Raw genomic sequence first — 17,680 nt, 5'->3', positions numbered from 1 at the left:
CAGGTTTCTACTCAGACCAAGGCCGTCATGCCGAACAGGTGGCGCAGCACGCCAGGGACGAAGTATCTGGCGTGCTGATTTCTGAGTTACTACTACAACGTCAGCACGCCAGATGCTGCACCTCCGGCTCGGCATGACGGTCTTTGGTATCTGCGTCCACACAGCCTAGAACAGCAAACTCACTATTTCACCATCTCACCATTTCACCACTGGCATGACCGTTCTGCTGCTCGAAGATGAATACCCGGCCGCCGAGCGGCTCCAGCGCCTGCTCCAGCAAGCCGCCCCCGAGGCCCAGGTAGCGGCCGTGCTCGACAGCGTGACCGGGGCCGTGCAGTGGCTTAGCAGCAACCCGGCTCCGGATCTTATCCTCTCGGACATTCAGCTGGCTGACGGCCTGAGTCTGGAAATCTTCGACCAGCTGCTGGTACGTAGCCCGGTTATTTTTACCACCGCCTACGATGCCTACGCCATCCGGGCCTTCAAGGCCAACAGCGTCGATTACCTGCTGAAACCCGTGAAGCTGGCCGAGTTGCAGGCGGCCCTCACGAAGCTGCGGGAGTGGCGCGCCGCGCCGGCCGCCGCCCCGGCGTCTGGAGCTGCCATTGATTCCGCTCACCGCCTGGAGCGCCTGCTCGACGCCTTACCCCACCCCGACCGCCAGTACAAAACCCGCTTCCTGGTGCGTAGCGGCGAGCAGCTCCTGCCCCTACCCGTAGCGCAAGTAGCCTGGTTCCAGAGCCGCCACGAAACCACTACCCTCGCCACCACCGACAACCGCCGCTTCGTAGTAGACTACACCCTGGAGCAGCTGGAAAGCTTGCTGGACCCCACGCAATTTTTCCGCCTTAACCGTCAGTTTATTGCCCAGCTGCCCGCCGTGCAGCGCCTGCACCCCCACTTCAACGGCAAGCTGCTGCTGGATTTGCAGCCGGCCCCCAGTGAGGAAGTGCTGGTAAGCCGGGAGAAGGCTGCAGCCGTGAAAAGCTGGCTGGAGGGGTAATACCTTACGGCTATGAAACCTTTCCAGACTGTGTTTTTTGTCGCCGCTTTGTGCTTGCTAGGGGCCTGTGAACCAAATCCCACTTCCTCGCCTGCGCTAACGCAACTTGGCGAAACAGGAGGCCTTCAAGAATTAGAAGGCACTTGGATTGGGCACGATAAAGGAGGCTTTACGCTTGTCAAAATCAAAGCTGATTCGACAGGCACGTACACCACGTTTACTGATCGAGAGAAAGAAATTGGGGCCTCCTTTCCAGCTGACCGCTACTTCTTTTATGAATCAGCTATTAAAGTAACCTACGAACCCACAAAATATCACCAGCCTAAAGTAAGTGTTCACACTAACAAGTTTCGATTCGACTATTACCTAAGCGGTGATACCCTCATTGAATATGATAAGATGGGCCTGCAGGGTACCCTAGTGCGCATGAAGCTCAAACAACAGTAGTATCTCACCGATCTAGCCAGGCCTTGAAAGCGGAGACTTTTTCGCGGCTGACTAGGACGGTGTCGTTGTCGGGGGCGGTGGGCTTGAGGATGGTTTGGAGGCGGGAGTTGGTGTAGTGGATGATGTCGTGGATGGCTTCGGCGTGGGCCAGGTAGGCGCGGTTGAGGCGGAAGAACTCGGTGGGGTCGAGCATGCTTTCGAGCTGCTCTAGGGTGTAGTCGACGACGAACTTGCGGCCCTCGCGGGTGTGCAGCAGGGTCACTTTTTCCAGGCTGGCGAAGTAGGCAATCTGCTCCACCGGAATGGCCTTGAGGTGCTCCCCTACCCGCACCACGAAGCGCGACTTGTACTCCCGGGCCGGCTGGGCCTGGCGCAGCACCTGGGCCAGCAGGTTGGCGTCGAAGGTGGGGGTAGCGGCCCGGCGCTGGCGCTCCAGCTTCTGCAGGGCCGCCGTCAGCTCCTCCGGGTCAATGGGCTTGAGCAGGTAGTCCACGCTGTTCACCTTGAAGGCGCGCAGGGCGTACTTGTCGTAGGCGGTGGTGAAGATGACGGGGCTGCTGATTTCCAGGCGCTCAAACAGCTCGAAGCTCAGCCCGTCGGCCAGGTGAATATCGAGAAACAGCACATCGGGCGCGGGGCGCACAGCGTGCAGCAACGCCTCCGCCTCCGCCACCGATTCGGCCTTACCCACTACCTCCACCGGCCGCGGCTGTTTGCGCAGCAGCTCCGTGAGTCGGCGGGCAGCCAGGGGTTCGTCTTCAATGATGAGGGCACGAAGTGGGGTAGCAATGGAAGGCATAGCGGCAGGTAGTAAGCGAAAGGAAAGGAATTATAGGGTGCTAAAGGTAGCCGCGAAGCGCTGTTCAAGGCCGGTGGTAGAGACGCAACATCTTGCGTCTGCTGCAGGCTGATGATGTTTACCGCGCTTTGTTCTGGGCTGCGTGAACAGCAATAATCTTTGGTTCAACTAAGAACGTCATGCCGAGCCGCAGGCGAAGCATCTCGCGTGCTGATGTTGCCAAAGTAATCCAGACGTCAGCCAAGCGAGATGCTTCGCCTGCGGCTCGGCATGACGGTCTTGGTTACTGTCCACTTCGAATACTGCGTTCTGGCTTAGTGTCCACTTCGAATACTGAATAGTACGTCATAGTACGTCCGTTCAATGACGAGACGCAAAATGTTGCGTCTCTACAGCCCCCCGGAAGCGCCACAGCTACCGACCTACCGCAGCTCCAGCACGGGCAGTACTACCCCAAACTCCGTGGCCGACTCTTCTACCCGCACGGGTTGGCTGGTGAGAAAGGCGTAGCGGGCGCGCAGGTTTTTCAGACCCAGGCCCGTGGACTCGCCATCGGGTAGGCGGCGGGGGCGGCGCGTGTTGCGCACGGTGAGGGCGCGGGCCGTTTCGTTTAGCTCAATTTGGATGCGCAACGGGTCGCGTTGGGAAGTGGCGTTGTGCTTGAGGGCGTTTTCCAGCAGTAGCTGCACGGCCAACGCGGGCACCAGCAGGGTTTCCAGCGCGGCGGCGGGCACCCTGATTTCTACTTGCACGCCCTCGCCCAGGCGGGTGCGCTGCAGAAACAAATAGGCCTCCACGAAGCGCATTTCCTCCGCGAGCGGCACCACTTCCTGGTCCTGGCTTTCGAGCACATAGCGGTACACCTGGCTGAGCTGGCGAATAAAGCGCGTGGCCCGGGCGGGGTCGTTTTCCTCGATCAGGGAGGTCAGGGCATTCAGGGAGTTGAACAGGAAGTGCGGGTCGAGCTGGCGGCGGAGGCTGTCGGCCTGGGCCTGGGCGTTTTCCTTCTGCAGGCGCTCGGCCTGGGTGGTGGCATCGCGCCAGCTCAGCAAAAACGAGCGGCTGTGCATAAACAACGACACGACCACCGTAATGAGCAGCGGCACCACGAAAGGCCGCCACGTAATGGAGCGCCAGGACTGGTGGTGATGGAGCACGTTGAAGCCCGTTGTGACGATGAAAATCACAATCAGGGACAAAACCAACGACATGGCCAGCGTAATCAGGAAGCGCTTGATGGGCTGAATCGTCCAGTCGACGCGGCGGTTAAGCCACTCGCTGGGAAACCCGTTGGCCAGCCACAAGCCGGTGGTGTAGAAAAAGTTATAGCCGAACGTCACCAGAAAATCTTCGCTCCATAGGGCGCAGCCCCGGCAAAACACAAAGCTCAGCCCCAACGACAAAGCCAGCATCAGGCCCAGCATGAACGCCCACTTGCGGTGGGGGTAGTGCCGCCCCAGGGTGGAGAGGGAGTTTTGCCGCACCGCTAGCGCGGCATCAGGAGCCGGAGCCGGGCGGTTCGACGGAAGGGCAGATTCGAGCATAGCAGCAGGAGCCTCAACGGGCCAATAAAGCAAGCGAAAAGATACTAAAACCCAGCCGCCAACGGCATCCTGGGGCGGCCAGGCAGGCAGCTGTATGTAGCTGAACTATCGGGCCGGAGCCAGTGCCCTGGCCCAACGGTTTTTGCTGTTATAGCAAGCCTAACGGACAGGAAACAAGTAAGGGACTTTTACACCTAGTAGAGCGTTCTGCCCGCCCTGACGGCACGCTGGTCCAAGCAACTCTACTGCATTGGTGCTGACTTCCTATTAGCAACTGTTATCCGTTAGCTCAAAGGCCGTCAGGCCGAGCGTAGCGAAGCATCTCATCAGGTATCGTTGCCTTCGTCGGCACGCCAGATGCTTCGCTCGGCCTGACGGGCAGTTACAAGGCACCACCCTCAGCTGGTCAACTACCTACTTAGCGACAGAGATGCTTTGATAAAGAGATGCTTTGATAAGCGGACGCCAGAGGGAGCATAACGTTCTGAGTACTTACTGGCAGAGACTATAGGCTGAATCGGTTTAGTTAGCGGAGGCCGTCTCGTAGCTTTTCAGCCGGCCTTTTACCTGCCGCTCGCCCCAGTTGGGGGCCAGCACCGAGCTGGGTTTGAAGGTGGCGAACCGGGCCTGGGCTTCCTGGAAAAGGGGCTTGGCTACCTCGGCCCCGCCCCCGAACATGGAGGGCGTGTAGTACACGTTGTTGGCCTGTACCAGGTACACGCGCGGGTTGGCAGGGTTGGCTTTCTTGGCCGCCGCGAGGGTTTCCGTTACCCGTTTGGAGTACTGCATGGAGCGCAGCATGGGCGAAATGCTCAGTCGGGCCTGGTAAATGTAGGCTTGCAGTACAAGCAGCTCCGAAGCCTCGCCGCCCAACTTGCGAGCCTGACCCAGAGCCGCTTCCGCCTGGTCGAGGTACTGGTCGCGCTGGTCGTCCTCCTCCTTGCTTACGAAGGTGGTGATGGTACGGGCATAGGCCTGGTAGTAGCGGGGCAGCCAATCCTGGGGGGCCACGGCGGCGGCGCGCTCCAGCTTGGCATCGGCCTGCTTGAGTTTGGCCGGGTCGCCGGTGCTCATCAGCTCCTGAATGGTAGCGGCCAGCAAGGTGGTGTAGGAGTCGGGGGCGGCGGTAGCGGCGGGCGTGGCCGCGGTGGGCTTCTGGGCTACGGCGGCAAAAGAAGCGGCTACCAGGGCGAGGGTGAGCAAGGACTTTTTCATGGGGAGGAAAGGTTTGTGGTGGTTGACGCTTCAAAGGTGCGCGCCCCGGAGCCCCCAGGAAATTTGCCGTTACCGAAGTGTCGGATAAGCCGGATGAAGCGTAAACCCAGGCCAACACAGCGCGGCACTACTACCCCCTGGCTACAAGCATATCCTACCGCAGCTGCAGCTCCTGAAAAACGTAAGCGCCACAGCTACTAGCTGCGGCGCTTGTGGTCAGGAGACTTTGCTCTTTTGGATGGCTAAGTCAGTTGCCTACGTTGCCAGGGTAGAGGCTAACGGGCCGGCGCCGTCACGCCAATTATTACCCCAAAGTCGCCATCAGTTTGCTCCCACTGCTTTTCCGGCAAGTACGTGCGCGACACGAAGCCATCAAGGTAGAGTGCGTTTTGGCAGCCCTGCTGGCGGAAGTAGGTGGCGAAGTCGTGCAGGGTTACCTTGGTCTTCGACATGGCAAACAGCACGGTTCCGTCCGGCAGAATGCCGGCCCCGTTACGGATGTTAACGTTGGCAGAGCGCGGGGAAAAAGCCGGATGAATCTGCCCGCCCACCACCAGCAACGGCCCCGATTGGGTAGCGTACCGAATGCCCCGCTGCTGCCGAAACGCCGCCGTAGGAACAATGCCGGCCTGCCCCGCAGCCGTCAGGAAAAATACCCCGTTGGGTTTAAGGTAGAAGTTGCCCGGCCCACTACTGGTATCCAGTGGGGTCCGGACCACGCCCTGCTCCACGTACAGGCCCAGCGGAATGTTGCCGGCCTTGTACATGCCGCCATTAGTAGCAAAAATCAACTGCTGCTGCCGCTGCGTTAGCCAGCTTCGTAACCGCAGAATACTGCGAAACGGCTGGCCCTGGTCGTCCTGCCAGTAGAAGCGCAGCTGCTGCCGCTGCGGGTTTACGGGGTAGCTGAGGTAGAGGTCGGGGGTAGCGGCAGGGCTGCCCGCATCAGGGTGGCAGCGCCCCAGGCCCAGTAGCGCGGCCCACCCCAGCAAACAGGTTCGATTTACCTTCATACGATGCTGCGCTGCAACACCCTGGTTTCTAGCCCAGGCACCTTGTCAGCGGACGAGCAACTTACTGGTTTGACGTGGCTTTCCGGGCAGGCGCAAATCGAACGATGGTAGCAGCCCGCTCCGTTTCTGCCGGTTAAGTTGCCTGGGGCCCTACTCTGGCCGCTCATTGAGGTCGAGCGCGCGTTGCTTGTTGATGGAGATGAACAGGGCCACAAACAGCATGCGCGGAGCCGTGGGCGTCAGGGCTACGCGGTTGTAGAAGCCGCTGGCATCGGGTTGGGCGGCGTAGCGGTAGCCAAACACGTTAGGGCGGCCCAGCACGTTGGTGGCGGCCAGGTGCAGGATGGTGTACTGCCCCAGCAGGCGGGTGATGTAGCTGGCGTTCAGGCTCAGGTCCTGGTAGCTGGGCAGCTGGCCCTGGTTGTAGCCGTGCTCGAGGTCGTTCAGGTCGTGGTAGCGGCGGGGGCTGCCGTAGCTGTACGTGGCCCCGAACAGCGTGTGCAACGGCTGCACCCAGTACTTGCCCACCACCGACAGGCTGTGGCGGGCCGCAAAGGTGGGCACCGCCGCTACGGGGTCGTGGCGGTACTGGCGTTTGGTGTCCAGAAAGCCGTAGCTAAGGTAGTACTCCAGGTTTTTGATGGTTTTCCGGTCGCGCCACAGCACATCCAGGCCGCGGGCGTAGCCGGTGCCGCCGTTGTCATAGGCCTGGGGGTGGCGGGCGTTCTGGCCGTCGTAGCGGGTAAGGTGGCGGTAGGTTTTGTAGTAGGCCTCGGCTTGCAGCAGCTGCCGGTCGCGGGCGTACTGGTAGGTCAGCACCGAGTGGGTGGCCTGCTCGAAGCGCAGACGGGGCTGCACCAGCAGCAGGGCGTTGTCCGGGCTCTGGTAAAAGCGGCCATAGGCCCCGGATACGGAGCTGTTTTTGGTGGTTTGGTAGGCCAGGGCCAGGCGCGGGGCGGCGTTCCAGCGGTTCAGCAAGGCCGAATACTCCGTGCGTGCGCCCAGGCGGCCGGCCAGCCGGTCCGTCAGCTGAAAGTCGGATTCCACGAAGCCCGCCGCCCTTTGCTCCAGGAAAGAAGGCGTGTAGACGGTAGCCAGGGCCGCACTAGGCTGCACCTGCTGCTGCACGTTCTGGACCAGCACCTCGGCCCCTATTTTCACGTTCCAGCGCGCCGCGGCCGAGTCGTTGATGAGCACCAGCCGGCCCACTACGGCCTGCTCCCGGGTGCCGATGCGCACGGTATCGGGGGCCAGGTGCTGGTTGTCGAGGCTTAACCCCAGGCCGGTTTGCACACTCCAGCCCCGGCGCAACGGGCTGCGGAAGGTGGCGTTGAGGTAGCCGTTGCCGTTGCGCAGGCCCACGGTTTGGCGGCCGGCCGGCTCGGGGCTGGGCTGCCCGATGCGAAACTGCTGCTGGCTCCAGCGGCCGTACACTTTCAGCATGCCCGCCGGCCCGGTGTGGTGCCGCAGCCCCAGGGAGGTAGTCAGCCCCCGCGGCGACTGAAACCACGTCACGTTTTGGGGGAGCAGGCGCTGGTAGGGCGTCAGGTTGGTGTAGTCGACGGTGGCATCGAGGGACGTGCGGGCCCAGCGCTTGACGTGCGAGGCGCCCACGAACAGGGAGCTGACCGAGAGGCCCGTCTGGGTTTCCGGGGCCAGGTCCGTGGAGTTCAGCAGCAACACCCCGGACAAGGCCTGCCCGTACTGCGCCGAGTAGCCGCCCGTGCTAAACACGGTGCCTTTGAACAGGCTAGGCGAAAACCGTCCGCGCGCCGGCACCGCGGCCACCGTGGCGTTGTAGGGGTTTTGCACTAGCAGCCCATCCATATACACCTTGGTTTCCGAGGCCGCCCCGCCCCGCACGAACAGCATGCCGTCTTCGCCTACCCGCGTGGTGCCGGGCAAAGTATTGAACGCGGCGGCTACATCGGCCAGGGCCCCGGCCGTGGTTTGAATGTCGCGGGTGTTGAGGGCGGCACTGCGGTGCTCGTCGCTGGCCTCAAACGCCCCGGCCGTAATAAGCACCGAGCCCAGGGCGTGGGGCGTACTTTTGAGCACCAGTTCCAGCCGCACCGGCGGGCCGCTAAGCCCTACCGGCCGTTCCACCGGCACGAAGCCCAGCAGGCTGGCTTGCAGCACGTAGGAGCCGGCGGCCTGGGTTTCAAACCGAAAGCGGCCCAGGGAATCGGTCGTGGCCCCGTCGAAAGTAGTTTTCAGGAACACGTTGGCGCCCGGCAGCGGCTGGCCACTAGCGTCGCGGACGGTGCCGCTGAGGATGGTAGTAGGTTGGGCCAGCAGCAGTAGGGCCGGGGCCAGCAGCAGGAAGGCCAGGAGTAGCAGACGTTTCATGGGGGTAGCAGCGAGGGTGTAGGCCAAAAGTGGCCCGCTGCCGCCGCGCCTGAAACTTGCCGTTACCGAAGCGTCGGATTAGGGGGATGAAGCGTTCCTACGGGCCTGCTGGTACCCATTATTTCCGCTGCATACGCGGCTTGCGCAGCCTAACCGCCGTAAACAGCCCCAATTTGCAACTTCCGGCCCCGGCCCCCGCAGCTTCTGCCCCCTGATCTACTTCTGATGAAAGCCTTCCTCTTCGACCTCAACGGCACCATGATTCACGACATGGACTACCACACCAGCGCCTGGCAGCACATTCTCAACCACGAGTTGGGCGGCAACTTCAGCTGGGAGGAGCTTAAGCCGCAGATGTACGGCAAAAACCAGGAAGTGCTGGTGCGCGTGTTCGGGCCCGGGCGGTTTACGGCCGCGGAAATGGACGAGCTGGCCGTGCGCAAAGAGCAGCGCTACCAGCAGGAGTTCCGGCCCCACCTGCAGCTGCTGCCCGGCCTACCGGAGTTTTTGGCCGAAGCTCACCAGCGCGGCATTCTACTGGCCATTGGCTCGGCCGCTATTCCGTTTAACATTGATTTCGTGCTCGATGGCCTCGACATCCGCCGCTACTTTTCGGCCATCGTCAGCGCCGACGACGTGACGCTGAGCAAGCCCCACCCCGAAACCTTTCTGAAGGCCGCCGAAAAATTAGGGGTAGCCCCTTCCGACTGCCTCGTGTTCGAGGATGTACCCAAAGGCGCCGAGGCGGCCCAACATGCCGGCATGCCAACCGTCATCCTCACGACTACCCACGAGCCGGCTGAGTTCCGCCACCTACCTAACGTGCTCCACTTCGCCCCCGATTTCCGTGACCCGTTCATGCAGAAGCTGCTGTAGTTATAGGCCGGTAGCATTGGGGGTAAGCAGTGGCCGTTTGGCAACGGATGCATAGCGAAAAACCGTCAGGCAGAGACAAAGCATAAATAGTTGCACTACAGGTATTTGCAACAGCTTCCACCCACTCTAGGCTATGTGGACAGTAGAAACTTTTAAGTCAAAAAGACCGTCATGCCGAGCCGGAGGCGAAGCATCTCGCGTGCTGGCTCTGCTATGCTAACCAGACGGCAGCACGCGAGATGCTTCGCCTCCGGCTCGGCATGACGGTCTTTTAATTTACCGCTCACGGACTCTAACTCAGCCGAAAGAGCGTTGCCAACACCTTAGACAAAACCCTAGCGCGGGTAGTGTGGTTGCAACAGCTGCTCCCGTTTCTTGCTTACCTGCATCCTAGCTCTTGCTTATGACCCCGACGACCGGCCGCCGCATTTTTCAGGTGATTGATGGCAACAAGAAGTTCGTCGGCGACGGCTTCGATGTGACCAGCCCCATGCCGGGCCCGCGCATCCGCCAGCTCAGCCCCTTCCTGCTCATCGACCACACCGGGCCCATGCCGGTAGCCCCCACCGAGGCACCCCTGGGCACCCCGCCCCACCCCCACCGAGGCTTTGAAACCGTGACGGTGGTGTACGAGGGCCACCTGGCCCACCGCGACACGGCCGGCCACAGCGGCACCCTCGGCCCCGGCGACGTGCAGTGGATGACGGCCGGCGCGGGCCTGCTGCACGAGGAGCGCCACGAACCCGAATTTGCCCGTCGCGGTGGCACCCTGGAGCTGTTGCAGCTCTGGGTAAACGTGCCCGCCCAGGACAAAATGGCCCCGCCCCGCTACCAGAACATTCAAGCCCAAGACATTCCGGAAGTGGCTACCGCCGATGGGCGCGGCCGGATTCGGGTGGTATCGGGCACGTACGAAGGAGTAGCCGGACCGGCCGAAACCTTCTCCCCCATCACCCTGCTCGACGTGCACCTGCCCGCCGGCACCGAAACTACCATCAGTCTGCCGGCCGACTACAACGTGGGCATCTACGTGGTGAAGGGCGCTATTACTATGCACGGCAACCGCCCGGCCGCTACCAAACAGCTCGTGGTCTTCGGCTGGGACTTGCCCGAGGTGCACCTGACCGCTACCGAAGACGCGGTGCTGCTGGTGCTGGCCGGGGCCCCCATCGAAGAGCCGCTGGCTACCTATGGCCCCTTCGTGATGAACACGAACCGGGAACTAGTCCAGGCCATTGCCGACTTTGAAAGCGGCGGCATGGGCCAGTTTCCGGAGGACAAGTAGGAAGCGTTTTGGTAAAAAACCGTCCTTCGGGGCAGAAGCGGGGAATCTGGATTACTCCCGAGGAGGCCAACCCAGATTCCTCGCTTCCGCCCGGAAGGACACGGTAATACCACCTACCAAGTCTAAGGTCAAGCATAACCAAAGCTTCCGCCGGCCAGTAAGGGTAACCGCCTGAGGGCATAGCTTTTACCCTGAACCCTGTACTGATGCGGTTACGAAATATCCTGGGCTGGATGGTGGGAGTAGTATGGACAATTCAGACCGAGGCCCAAACCATTACCGGCCCGCTGGGCGAGCAGTTTACCCGGCGCGTACTCGCGGAAAAGCTCAGCGACCCGTGGGAAGTCACCTACGGGCCCGACAACTGCCTCTGGATTACGGAAGCGCGCGGCTACCGCGTCAGCCGCCTCAACCCCACTACGGGCGCCCGCCAGGTAGTGCTGGACCTGAGCAAAAACCGCGAATTTCCGCGCTACGATAAAATTCCGGACTCCGTGGACGGCGGCAAGCCCTGGCCCCAGGGCGGGCTGATGGGCCTGGCCCTGCACCCGCAGCTGCTCACCGGCAAGCCCTACGTGTACCTGACCTACATCTACCGGTTTGCGGGGGCCAACCAGCCGGGCAAGGGTAGCGCCCCCAATTACGGCGGCAACTTCTTCACCACCCGCCTCGTGCGCTACGAGTACGACGCCCGGGCGCAAACCCTGAGCCGGCCCCTTATTCTGTGCGACACCATTCCGGGCAGCAACGACCATAACGCCGGGCGCCTGCTCATTGCCCCCGTGGCGGGCCGCAACTACCTGTTTTACTCCGTTGGTGATTTGGGCGCGGGGCAATTCGAGAACGGGGGGCGGCCTAATCATGCCCAGAGTCGGGTTTCCTACGAGGGCAAAGTGCTGCGCTTCCATACCGAGCCCGACGCCGACCAGGCTTCCTTCGACCAGTGGATTCCGAACGACAACCCCTTCAGTGCCAACCGGCAAAGTGCCGTCTGGAGCCTAGGGCACCGCAACGCCCAGGGGCTGGCCTACGCCGTAGTGGGCGGCACGGGGCGGCTATATGCCTCGGAGCACGGGGCGTTTTCTGATGATGAAGTGAACCTGATTGAGCGGGGCAAAAACTACGGACATCCGTTGGTATTAGGCTTTGCCGATGGCAACTACAACGGGCTGGCCGCGGCGGCCTCGGAGCACGCCAGCCTGCCTGGGCGCTGGCACACCACCTACCCCACTATTAGCAGCGAAAAAGCCAATGCCGCCCTTATCGGCTCCTCTTACCGCAACCCCCTTGCCTCGCTCTACCCGCTCAGCAACCAGTTCCTTACCACGGTCTTGGACCGTACCCGCGCGCACACGCCCGATGAGCCGACCTGGAACTCGGAAGCGCCCAGCAGCCTGGCCGTGTACACCAGCACAACCATTCCGGGCTGGCAAAACTCCCTGCTGATTCCGGCCCTGAAGAAAGGCAAGCTGATTCGGCTGAAGCTCAACGACCAAGGCACCAGCGTGGCGTCCGACACGCTCATGTACTTCCGCGGCCCCGTCCGCTACCGCGACCTAGCCATTTCTCCCGACGGCGCTACGCTGTACCTCGCCACCGACAGTGCCACCGTTACCTCGGGCCCCTCCGAGGAGGCGCCCAAGGGCACGGCCTGCCAGGGCTGTATCATTGAGTTTCGGTACGTGGGCGGGGGGCTGGCCACTACCCCGCCGCCGGCCGGTAAGCGGGTAGTCAGCCCGGAAAAGGCCTTGCAGGAAGCTACCGCCTTGGTGCAGCGACTGAAGCCCAACGACCAGCGGGTAAAGCGCGCGGGCCTGCCCGCGGCCCAGCAGCCCATCTTTGACCTGCTGCTCAAGCCGACTCTCACTGCCGAGGAAAAAGCCCAGGCCCAGCGCAACGCCCCCGCCCTGCTAGCCGGCCTGCGGCAGCAGTAGGCGCGGCTAGCTCTTTCGTTCTATAGCCTCCGGACAGGGCTGGTAGCTGAGACCGGGCGCTATCGGCCGGCACATCGTTCTGGGTAGCAGCCCGAACCGCTTAGCCATAGGCCAGCGACGAACCACTCTTTTTTCCGTAACCCGCACAGCGTGAATACGGTACCTGTGTATACACTAACTACTCACGTTATGTCCAGCTTTGATCCGGCTAACTCCTCCGCGGCCTCCCGCCGGGAATTTATGCGCACTCTTGCCTTGGGGGCAGGAGCTTCTTTAATGGGCGCTTCAGCTATCGGGGCGCCTTTGTCGTGGCTGGAAGAGGCTGGTGCTGAGCCGGCTACCTCGCTTGGACAAAGCGCCAAACCCTTGGGCGTGGCCTTGGTGGGCCTGGGCAAGTACAGCACGGGGCAGCTGGCCCCGGCTTTGCAACAAACCAAGCTTTGCAAGCTGGCCGGCATCGTGACCGGGACGCCGGCCAAGGCGGCCCAATGGCGGCAGCAGTATCAGTTGCCGGAAAAAAACATCTACTCGTACCAAACCTTCGACCGGATTGTCGACAACCCCGACATCGACATCGTGTACATTGTGTTGCCGGTGGGGCTGCACGCCGAGTACGTGGAGCGGGCCGCGCGGGCGGGCAAGCACGTTATCTGCGAAAAGCCCATGGCCCCTACCGCCGAGGAGTGCCGACGCATGATTGCGGCCATGCAGAAGGCGGGCAAAAAATTCAGCATCGGCTACCGCCTGCACTTCGAGCCCCATCACCAGGAGATGATGCGCCTGGGGCAGCAGCAGGTGTTGGGCCCCATCAAAAGCCTGGTGGCTGACAATGGCTTCCGGTTCAACAACGACACGCCCTGGCGCGTGGACAAGGAGCTGGCCGGTGGCGGGCCGCTCATGGATATGGGCATTTACTGCGTGCAGGGCGTAGTGTATACCAAAGGTCAGCTGCCGGTATCCGTCACGGCTTCCTTTGCCCCGAAAACCGACCCCGTGCTATTCAAAGAGGTGGAAGCGGGCGTGAACTGGCAGATGCAGTTTGCCGATGGAACGGTGGCGGAGTGCCGCACCAGCTACGCCGAAAACCTTAACAGCCGCCTGCGCGCCAACACGGCGCAGGGGTTTATGGAGCTGCAACCGGCATTCGGCTACGGCGGCATTCAGGGCCGCACCAGCCAAGGAGCCATGAACCTGCCCAACGTGCCCCAGCAGGCCCGCCAAATGGACGATTTCGCGGCCTGCATTCTGCAGAACAAGCCCACCCGCGTACCTGGCGAAATGGGCCTGCGCGACGTTCAGCTACTGGAAGCCATTTACCGGGCTGCCGAAACTGGTCGCAAAGTCTCAACCAAGGAAGTAGTGGCCGTGCTGGACAAAGTAGGCAGCCGGTAAGCCACCGGCCCCTTTTCGGCCCTAGCTGCCGCCCCAAACCAGCGGGCCAGCTGGGTAACGCACCGTAAGCTAATGCGAATAAAGCCCGGTTTTACGGTTCGCGTAAGACTGGTACACTTGCTAATATATCCGTTAAAGCCAACACGTGTCAGTTCGAGCTCAAGCGAAGAATCTGCGTTAGCCTCCTGGTGAGGAACCCGGATGCCTCGCTTGAGCTCGGACTGACACGTGTTGGGCGGGATACGCCGGGGTAGTTTACTGGCGTTTTAGTCAGCGTTGCCGGTGGCACCGTCATCGGTGAAGTCGCCGGCGTTGTTGGGGTTGTGCTCGGTGTAGCTGGCTACCTCGTTGGTTAGGGCCACGTCAACATTCGCCGCGGCGCCAGCTGCTTGGGGGGCCGCTTGCTTGTCGGCGGCGGCGCCCGAGGCGTCGGAATCTGCTGACTCGCCGGTGGGCTGGCTGGCAAACGGCCACGTGCCCTGGGTGTAGCTCAGGTAAACACCGGCGGCCAGCGCGGCCAGCGAAGCCCCGATCAGGGCCGTGAGGTTGGACTTCTTCGACATAAGGTAGAAAGTGTATAGCCGGGTACCGGTTGCAGGCGAATACCGCGGCAGGTTAGATGATACGGCATACGAGCCGCTTGGTCATTTAGTGACTCAACAGTGGGTTTTTGGCTGGTTTAGCGGGGCTGGACGGGGTATTTTTCGAACATGGCGGCAATGCCCTCGTCGATGCGGGCGGCCAGCCGGGCGGGGTCCTTGGTCAGAGTGCTGGCGGCCACTCCCTGCCAGATCTGCACGTTGCGGGCCGCATCCACGATATCGACGGTAGCGGTGCCCTCCCGGTACGAGCCAACGGGTACTGGCTGGCTTTCCCAGCGGTAGCGGCGCTGCCCAATGTAGCGCGGACCATCAAACTGGATGTTGGTTTCCCGGGTTTGCACTTTCTCCTCAGTAACCACCCCAATATTCACCCACAGGTCCGGGGCATCGGCGCGCTGGTAGCCGCGGCTTTCCAGCTCCCGGGCCACGGCCTGCTTCAGCTCCTCAATCCCGACGCCCCCGCCGGCAAACGCAGCCTCGTTGCGGGCCGTCACGTCGAGAAAATTGTAGGTTTTGTAGGCGGAATAATCAACGCCCGGCGTCTGGGTAGTGGACTCAATCCGGACAGGCGAGCAGGCGGCGGCCGTGGTCAGGAGCAGCGCGGCAACAAGTAGCTTTTTCATAGACTAGCAGCAAGTAGGACGGAACCGAAACGGGAGCCCGGGCCTAACGGGAAAGAGCGAAGGCGCCGCTGGCAGCCCGGCCGGCGGGCCCTACCCCGCCCGGGCTGCCAGCTCCTTATACGAGAATATACGGCCGCTGCCGCCCAAACGCTGAAGTGGCCGGTTAAGTGGCCGGAACCAGCTTTATATCCCCGCTCGTGGCGCATCTTTGCAGCCTCATCTTTTCATTCGCTCCGCATGCTCCTGACCTGGACCACCAAACCCTTCGCCAACCTTACCCTTACCGAGCTGTACGCCCTGCTGCAGCTGCGCTCCGAGGTGTTCGTGGTTGAGCAAACCTGCGCTTTCCAGGACATTGACGGCCAGGACCAGGCCGCCTACCACTTGCTCGGCCACACGGAAACCGGCGAGCTGGCCGCCTACACCCGGTTGTTTGGCGCGGGCATTAGCTACCCCGAGGCCAGCATTGGGCGCGTGGTGGTAAGCCCGAAGTACCGGCGCTACGGGCTGGGCCGGGAGCTGCTGCGCCAGTCCCTTGCGGCAGTGGCAGTCCTGTTCGGCGAGCAGCCCATTCAAATTGGCGCTCAGCTCTACCTCCAGGATTTTTACGAAAGCTTTGGGTTTCAGCAAGTAGGCGAAGGCTACCTGGAAGATGGTATTCCGCACATTCATATGGTGCGACGCTAATGAGAGCCACCCTTGCATTTTCTTTACCCAATCTGGGGCCCAAAATTCAGCTACTACCGTGCATTGGTACAGCGAAATAAGTTCTTCAGCGAGAACATTCGCCTACTAATCGGGGTTGCTAAACCAGTGCTTTTTTGTCCGGCTGCCAGCTTCTACTTTTGCTACGGTTGAGTTTGTTTAGCCGGCTTGCGCTTCCTTTCCTCTGCTGCTCTTCCCTGCCATGCCTACTTCTTCTTTTCCGGTTGACTACCGAAAACTGTTTCATGCCCTGCCCGACAACTTCCTGCTGATTGCGCCGGATGCCGCTGCCACCATCGTTGACAATACCAACAACCACGTGGGGGTGTCCATGAAAAGTCGGGAGGAAGCCGTGGGCAAGCCGTTTTTCGAAGCCTACCCGGCCTCCGACGAGGCCTCGGCCGCTACCATCCGGGAGTCGCACGAGCACGTGCGCCGCACCTTGCAGCCCCACACCATGCCCCTGATCCGCTATGACCTGGAGCGGCCCGCCGAGCAGGGCGGGGGCCTGGAGGAGCGCTACTGGGAAGCCACCCACTACCCTGTTCTAACCGAGCAAGGAACCCTGGAATTCATCTTGCAGCGCACCCAGGACGTGACCGAGCGCTACCGCGCCGAGTTGCGCAGCCAGCAGGTGCAGCGTGAGCTGGCCGAGCAGCAGGAGCGCACCCGCTTTATTCTGGAGTCGTTGCCCGTGATGGTGTGGACCAACCTACCCTCCGGCGAAACCGACTACTTTAATCCGCGCTGGCTGGAGTTTACGGGCCGCTCGCGGGAGGAAAGCCTCGGTCGGGGCTGGCTCCAGGACATCCACCCCGACGACGTGGCGGCCACGGAGCGGCTCTGGAACCAGGCCCGCGAAAACACCCACGATCTGCAGATGGAATACCGCCTGCGCCGCCACGATGGGCACTACCGCTGGGTGCTGGTGCGGGCCTTGCCCCGCCGCAACGCCGCCGGCGAGGTGACCATGTGGGTGGGCTGCGGCACCGATATTCACGACCAGAAGCTGATGGTGCAGGAGCTGCTGGAACAAAATGAGCAGCAGGCCCTGTTGTCCGACCAGGCGTACCAAGCGTTTCAGCAGGTGCAGCAGCAGCGCGAAACGTTCTACAACCTGTTCATGCAAACGCCCGCCCTCATCTGCATTCTGCGGGGGCCGGAGCACCGCTTCGAGTTTGTAAACCCTCCCTACCAGCGGCTGTTCCCGCACCGCGAGCTGGTAGGACGCACCGTGGCGGAGGCGCTGCCAGAAGTTGTCGACCAGGGCTTTATTGGGCTGCTGGACGGGGTGTACACAACCGGCAACACCTTCATCGGCAACGAAGTCGAGATTGCCCTCGACCGGGATGGCTCCGGCCAGCTGCAGCGCAGCTACCTGAACTTCACCTATCAGCTCTTCGAAGAGCAGGGTCAGAAAGCGGGCATTACGGTGTTTGCCTACGACGTGACGGATTTGGTAGAGGCTCGGCAGGCCCTTGAAAACACCAGACCTGATGCCCGCTAGTCCTGAATTTACTTTTTCATCTCCCCTCCTCATGGATTTAACTCACCTCGATTTTCAGCAGGCCCGCATCAAGCAGGTGCTGTTTAAGTCGCGGCTGCGCTCAGTCCTCTACGGAGTGCGGGAGCCCGACGCCAACCTGTTCTCCATCCGGCAGAACCCATTGGGTGAGTGGCTGTACTCGGTAGTGAAGCCCCGGTACGGGGCCGCGCCGCCCGTGCAGCGCCTGGAGCAGGAGCTGCAGCGCATGATTGACACGGGCCGGGGCTTGGTGCAGCAGTACCAGGGCGGCCAGCTGGAGGAATCCCGCTCTGGGTTGGAGCGGCTAGATGCTCACGCCGCGCGTATTGAAGCCTGCCTTAAGGAGTTAGAGCAGCTGGCCTGACCCT

16 protein-coding genes are annotated in these 17,680 nt (G+C 61.8%); 9 read left to right on the top strand and 7 right to left on the bottom strand.

Annotated elements, in window-relative coordinates; all coding sequences use genetic code 11:
- The first annotated feature begins 214 nt into the window (after nt 1-214).
- Nucleotides 215-1,003, top strand: coding sequence for a LytR/AlgR family response regulator transcription factor (locus tag IEW18_RS12310; protein ID WP_188558159.1), 789 nt, complete (start codon nt 215-217; stop codon nt 1,001-1,003).
- A 12-nt stretch (nt 1,004-1,015) separates the two neighbouring features.
- Nucleotides 1,016-1,450: a hypothetical protein gene (locus tag IEW18_RS12305; RefSeq protein WP_188558158.1), complete on the top strand. Its 435-nt coding sequence runs from the start codon at nt 1,016-1,018 to the stop codon at nt 1,448-1,450.
- A 4-nt stretch (nt 1,451-1,454) separates the two neighbouring features.
- Here IEW18_RS12305 and IEW18_RS12300 read toward each other — a convergent pair whose 3' ends face one another.
- The 5 genes from IEW18_RS12300 to IEW18_RS12280 form a co-directional block, all read right to left on the bottom strand.
- Nucleotides 1,455-2,249, bottom strand: a complete 795-nt coding sequence (locus tag IEW18_RS12300) for a LytR/AlgR family response regulator transcription factor (RefSeq protein ID WP_188558157.1) — start codon at nt 2,247-2,249, stop codon at nt 1,455-1,457.
- A 422-nt stretch (nt 2,250-2,671) separates the two neighbouring features.
- A complete protein-coding gene (locus tag IEW18_RS12295; protein ID WP_188558156.1) occupies nt 2,672-3,793 on the bottom strand; it encodes a sensor histidine kinase in 1,122 nt (373 codons plus the stop codon).
- 522 nt (nt 3,794-4,315) lie between these two features.
- Nucleotides 4,316-5,008, bottom strand: coding sequence for a hypothetical protein (locus tag IEW18_RS12290; protein WP_188558155.1), 693 nt, complete (start codon nt 5,006-5,008; stop codon nt 4,316-4,318).
- A 275-nt stretch (nt 5,009-5,283) separates the two neighbouring features.
- Complete coding sequence (locus IEW18_RS12285; RefSeq protein WP_188558154.1) at nt 5,284-6,021, bottom strand: phosphodiester glycosidase family protein; 738 nt, start codon at nt 6,019-6,021, stop codon at nt 5,284-5,286.
- A gap of 150 nt (nt 6,022-6,171) precedes the next feature.
- A complete protein-coding gene (locus IEW18_RS12280) occupies nt 6,172-8,370 on the bottom strand; it encodes a TonB-dependent receptor (protein WP_188558153.1) in 2,199 nt (732 codons plus the stop codon).
- Between the two features lie 225 nt (nt 8,371-8,595).
- On the opposite strand from IEW18_RS12280, the gene IEW18_RS12275 reads away from it, so the two are divergent.
- The 4 genes from IEW18_RS12275 (at nt 8,596) to IEW18_RS12260 (ending at nt 13,857) form a co-directional block, all read left to right on the top strand.
- Entirely contained in the window at nt 8,596-9,246 is a 651-nt protein-coding gene (locus IEW18_RS12275) for an HAD family hydrolase (protein ID WP_188558152.1), read from the top strand.
- 403 nt (nt 9,247-9,649) lie between these two features.
- Nucleotides 9,650-10,531, top strand: coding sequence for a pirin family protein (locus tag IEW18_RS12270; RefSeq protein ID WP_188558151.1), 882 nt, complete (start codon nt 9,650-9,652; stop codon nt 10,529-10,531).
- 206 nt (nt 10,532-10,737) lie between these two features.
- Nucleotides 10,738-12,465: a PQQ-dependent sugar dehydrogenase gene (locus IEW18_RS12265; RefSeq protein ID WP_188558150.1), complete on the top strand. Its 1,728-nt coding sequence runs from the start codon at nt 10,738-10,740 to the stop codon at nt 12,463-12,465.
- A 189-nt stretch (nt 12,466-12,654) separates the two neighbouring features.
- On the top strand, nt 12,655-13,857 hold the full coding sequence (locus IEW18_RS12260) for a Gfo/Idh/MocA family protein (protein WP_188558149.1): 1,203 nt from the start codon (nt 12,655-12,657) through the stop codon (nt 13,855-13,857).
- A 266-nt stretch (nt 13,858-14,123) separates the two neighbouring features.
- Here IEW18_RS12260 and IEW18_RS12255 read toward each other — a convergent pair whose 3' ends face one another.
- Together IEW18_RS12255 and IEW18_RS12250 are read right to left on the bottom strand one after the other, a co-directional pair.
- Complete coding sequence (locus IEW18_RS12255) at nt 14,124-14,420, bottom strand: hypothetical protein (RefSeq protein WP_188558148.1); 297 nt, start codon at nt 14,418-14,420, stop codon at nt 14,124-14,126.
- A gap of 116 nt (nt 14,421-14,536) precedes the next feature.
- Nucleotides 14,537-15,082, bottom strand: a complete 546-nt coding sequence (locus IEW18_RS12250; RefSeq protein WP_188558147.1) for a DUF4136 domain-containing protein — start codon at nt 15,080-15,082, stop codon at nt 14,537-14,539.
- A 237-nt stretch (nt 15,083-15,319) separates the two neighbouring features.
- On the opposite strand from IEW18_RS12250, the gene IEW18_RS12245 reads away from it, so the two are divergent.
- From IEW18_RS12245 to IEW18_RS12235, 3 genes are all read left to right on the top strand, one after another.
- The gene (locus IEW18_RS12245) at nt 15,320-15,769 is read left to right on the top strand and encodes a GNAT family N-acetyltransferase (protein WP_188558146.1); all 450 of its coding nucleotides are present in this window, start codon (nt 15,320-15,322) and stop codon (nt 15,767-15,769) included.
- 220 nt (nt 15,770-15,989) lie between these two features.
- Complete coding sequence (locus IEW18_RS12240; RefSeq protein WP_188558145.1) at nt 15,990-17,294, top strand: PAS domain S-box protein; 1,305 nt, start codon at nt 15,990-15,992, stop codon at nt 17,292-17,294.
- Between the two features lie 31 nt (nt 17,295-17,325).
- On the top strand, nt 17,326-17,676 hold the full coding sequence (locus IEW18_RS12235; RefSeq protein WP_188558144.1) for a hypothetical protein: 351 nt from the start codon (nt 17,326-17,328) through the stop codon (nt 17,674-17,676).
- Nucleotides 17,677-17,680 lie beyond the last annotated feature (4 nt).

The organism is Hymenobacter glacieicola, assembly GCF_014640315.1.
GTDB lineage: Bacteria > Bacteroidota > Bacteroidia > Cytophagales > Hymenobacteraceae > Hymenobacter > Hymenobacter glacieicola.
The sequence above is the reverse complement of the archived record's forward strand: the minus strand, read 5'-3'. Positions and strand labels throughout refer to the sequence as shown.

Coding starts and splice junctions, on each gene's coding strand:
- IEW18_RS12310 (WP_188558159.1), top strand. CDS start 215: ATGACCGTTCTGCTGCTCGAAGATGAATACCCGGCCGCCGAGCGGCTC.
- IEW18_RS12305 (WP_188558158.1), top strand. CDS start 1,016: ATGAAACCTTTCCAGACTGTGTTTTTTGTCGCCGCTTTGTGCTTGCTA.
- IEW18_RS12300 (WP_188558157.1), bottom strand. CDS start 2,249: ATGCCTTCCATTGCTACCCCACTTCGTGCCCTCATCATTGAAGACGAA.
- IEW18_RS12295 (WP_188558156.1), bottom strand. CDS start 3,793: ATGCTCGAATCTGCCCTTCCGTCGAACCGCCCGGCTCCGGCTCCTGAT.
- IEW18_RS12290 (WP_188558155.1), bottom strand. CDS start 5,008: ATGAAAAAGTCCTTGCTCACCCTCGCCCTGGTAGCCGCTTCTTTTGCC.
- IEW18_RS12285 (WP_188558154.1), bottom strand. CDS start 6,021: ATGAAGGTAAATCGAACCTGTTTGCTGGGGTGGGCCGCGCTACTGGGC.
- IEW18_RS12280 (WP_188558153.1), bottom strand. CDS start 8,370: ATGAAACGTCTGCTACTCCTGGCCTTCCTGCTGCTGGCCCCGGCCCTA.
- IEW18_RS12275 (WP_188558152.1), top strand. CDS start 8,596: ATGAAAGCCTTCCTCTTCGACCTCAACGGCACCATGATTCACGACATG.
- IEW18_RS12270 (WP_188558151.1), top strand. CDS start 9,650: ATGACCCCGACGACCGGCCGCCGCATTTTTCAGGTGATTGATGGCAAC.
- IEW18_RS12265 (WP_188558150.1), top strand. CDS start 10,738: ATGCGGTTACGAAATATCCTGGGCTGGATGGTGGGAGTAGTATGGACA.
- IEW18_RS12260 (WP_188558149.1), top strand. CDS start 12,655: ATGTCCAGCTTTGATCCGGCTAACTCCTCCGCGGCCTCCCGCCGGGAA.
- IEW18_RS12255 (WP_188558148.1), bottom strand. CDS start 14,420: ATGTCGAAGAAGTCCAACCTCACGGCCCTGATCGGGGCTTCGCTGGCC.
- IEW18_RS12250 (WP_188558147.1), bottom strand. CDS start 15,082: ATGAAAAAGCTACTTGTTGCCGCGCTGCTCCTGACCACGGCCGCCGCC.
- IEW18_RS12245 (WP_188558146.1), top strand. CDS start 15,320: ATGCTCCTGACCTGGACCACCAAACCCTTCGCCAACCTTACCCTTACC.
- IEW18_RS12240 (WP_188558145.1), top strand. CDS start 15,990: ATGCCTACTTCTTCTTTTCCGGTTGACTACCGAAAACTGTTTCATGCC.
- IEW18_RS12235 (WP_188558144.1), top strand. CDS start 17,326: ATGGATTTAACTCACCTCGATTTTCAGCAGGCCCGCATCAAGCAGGTG.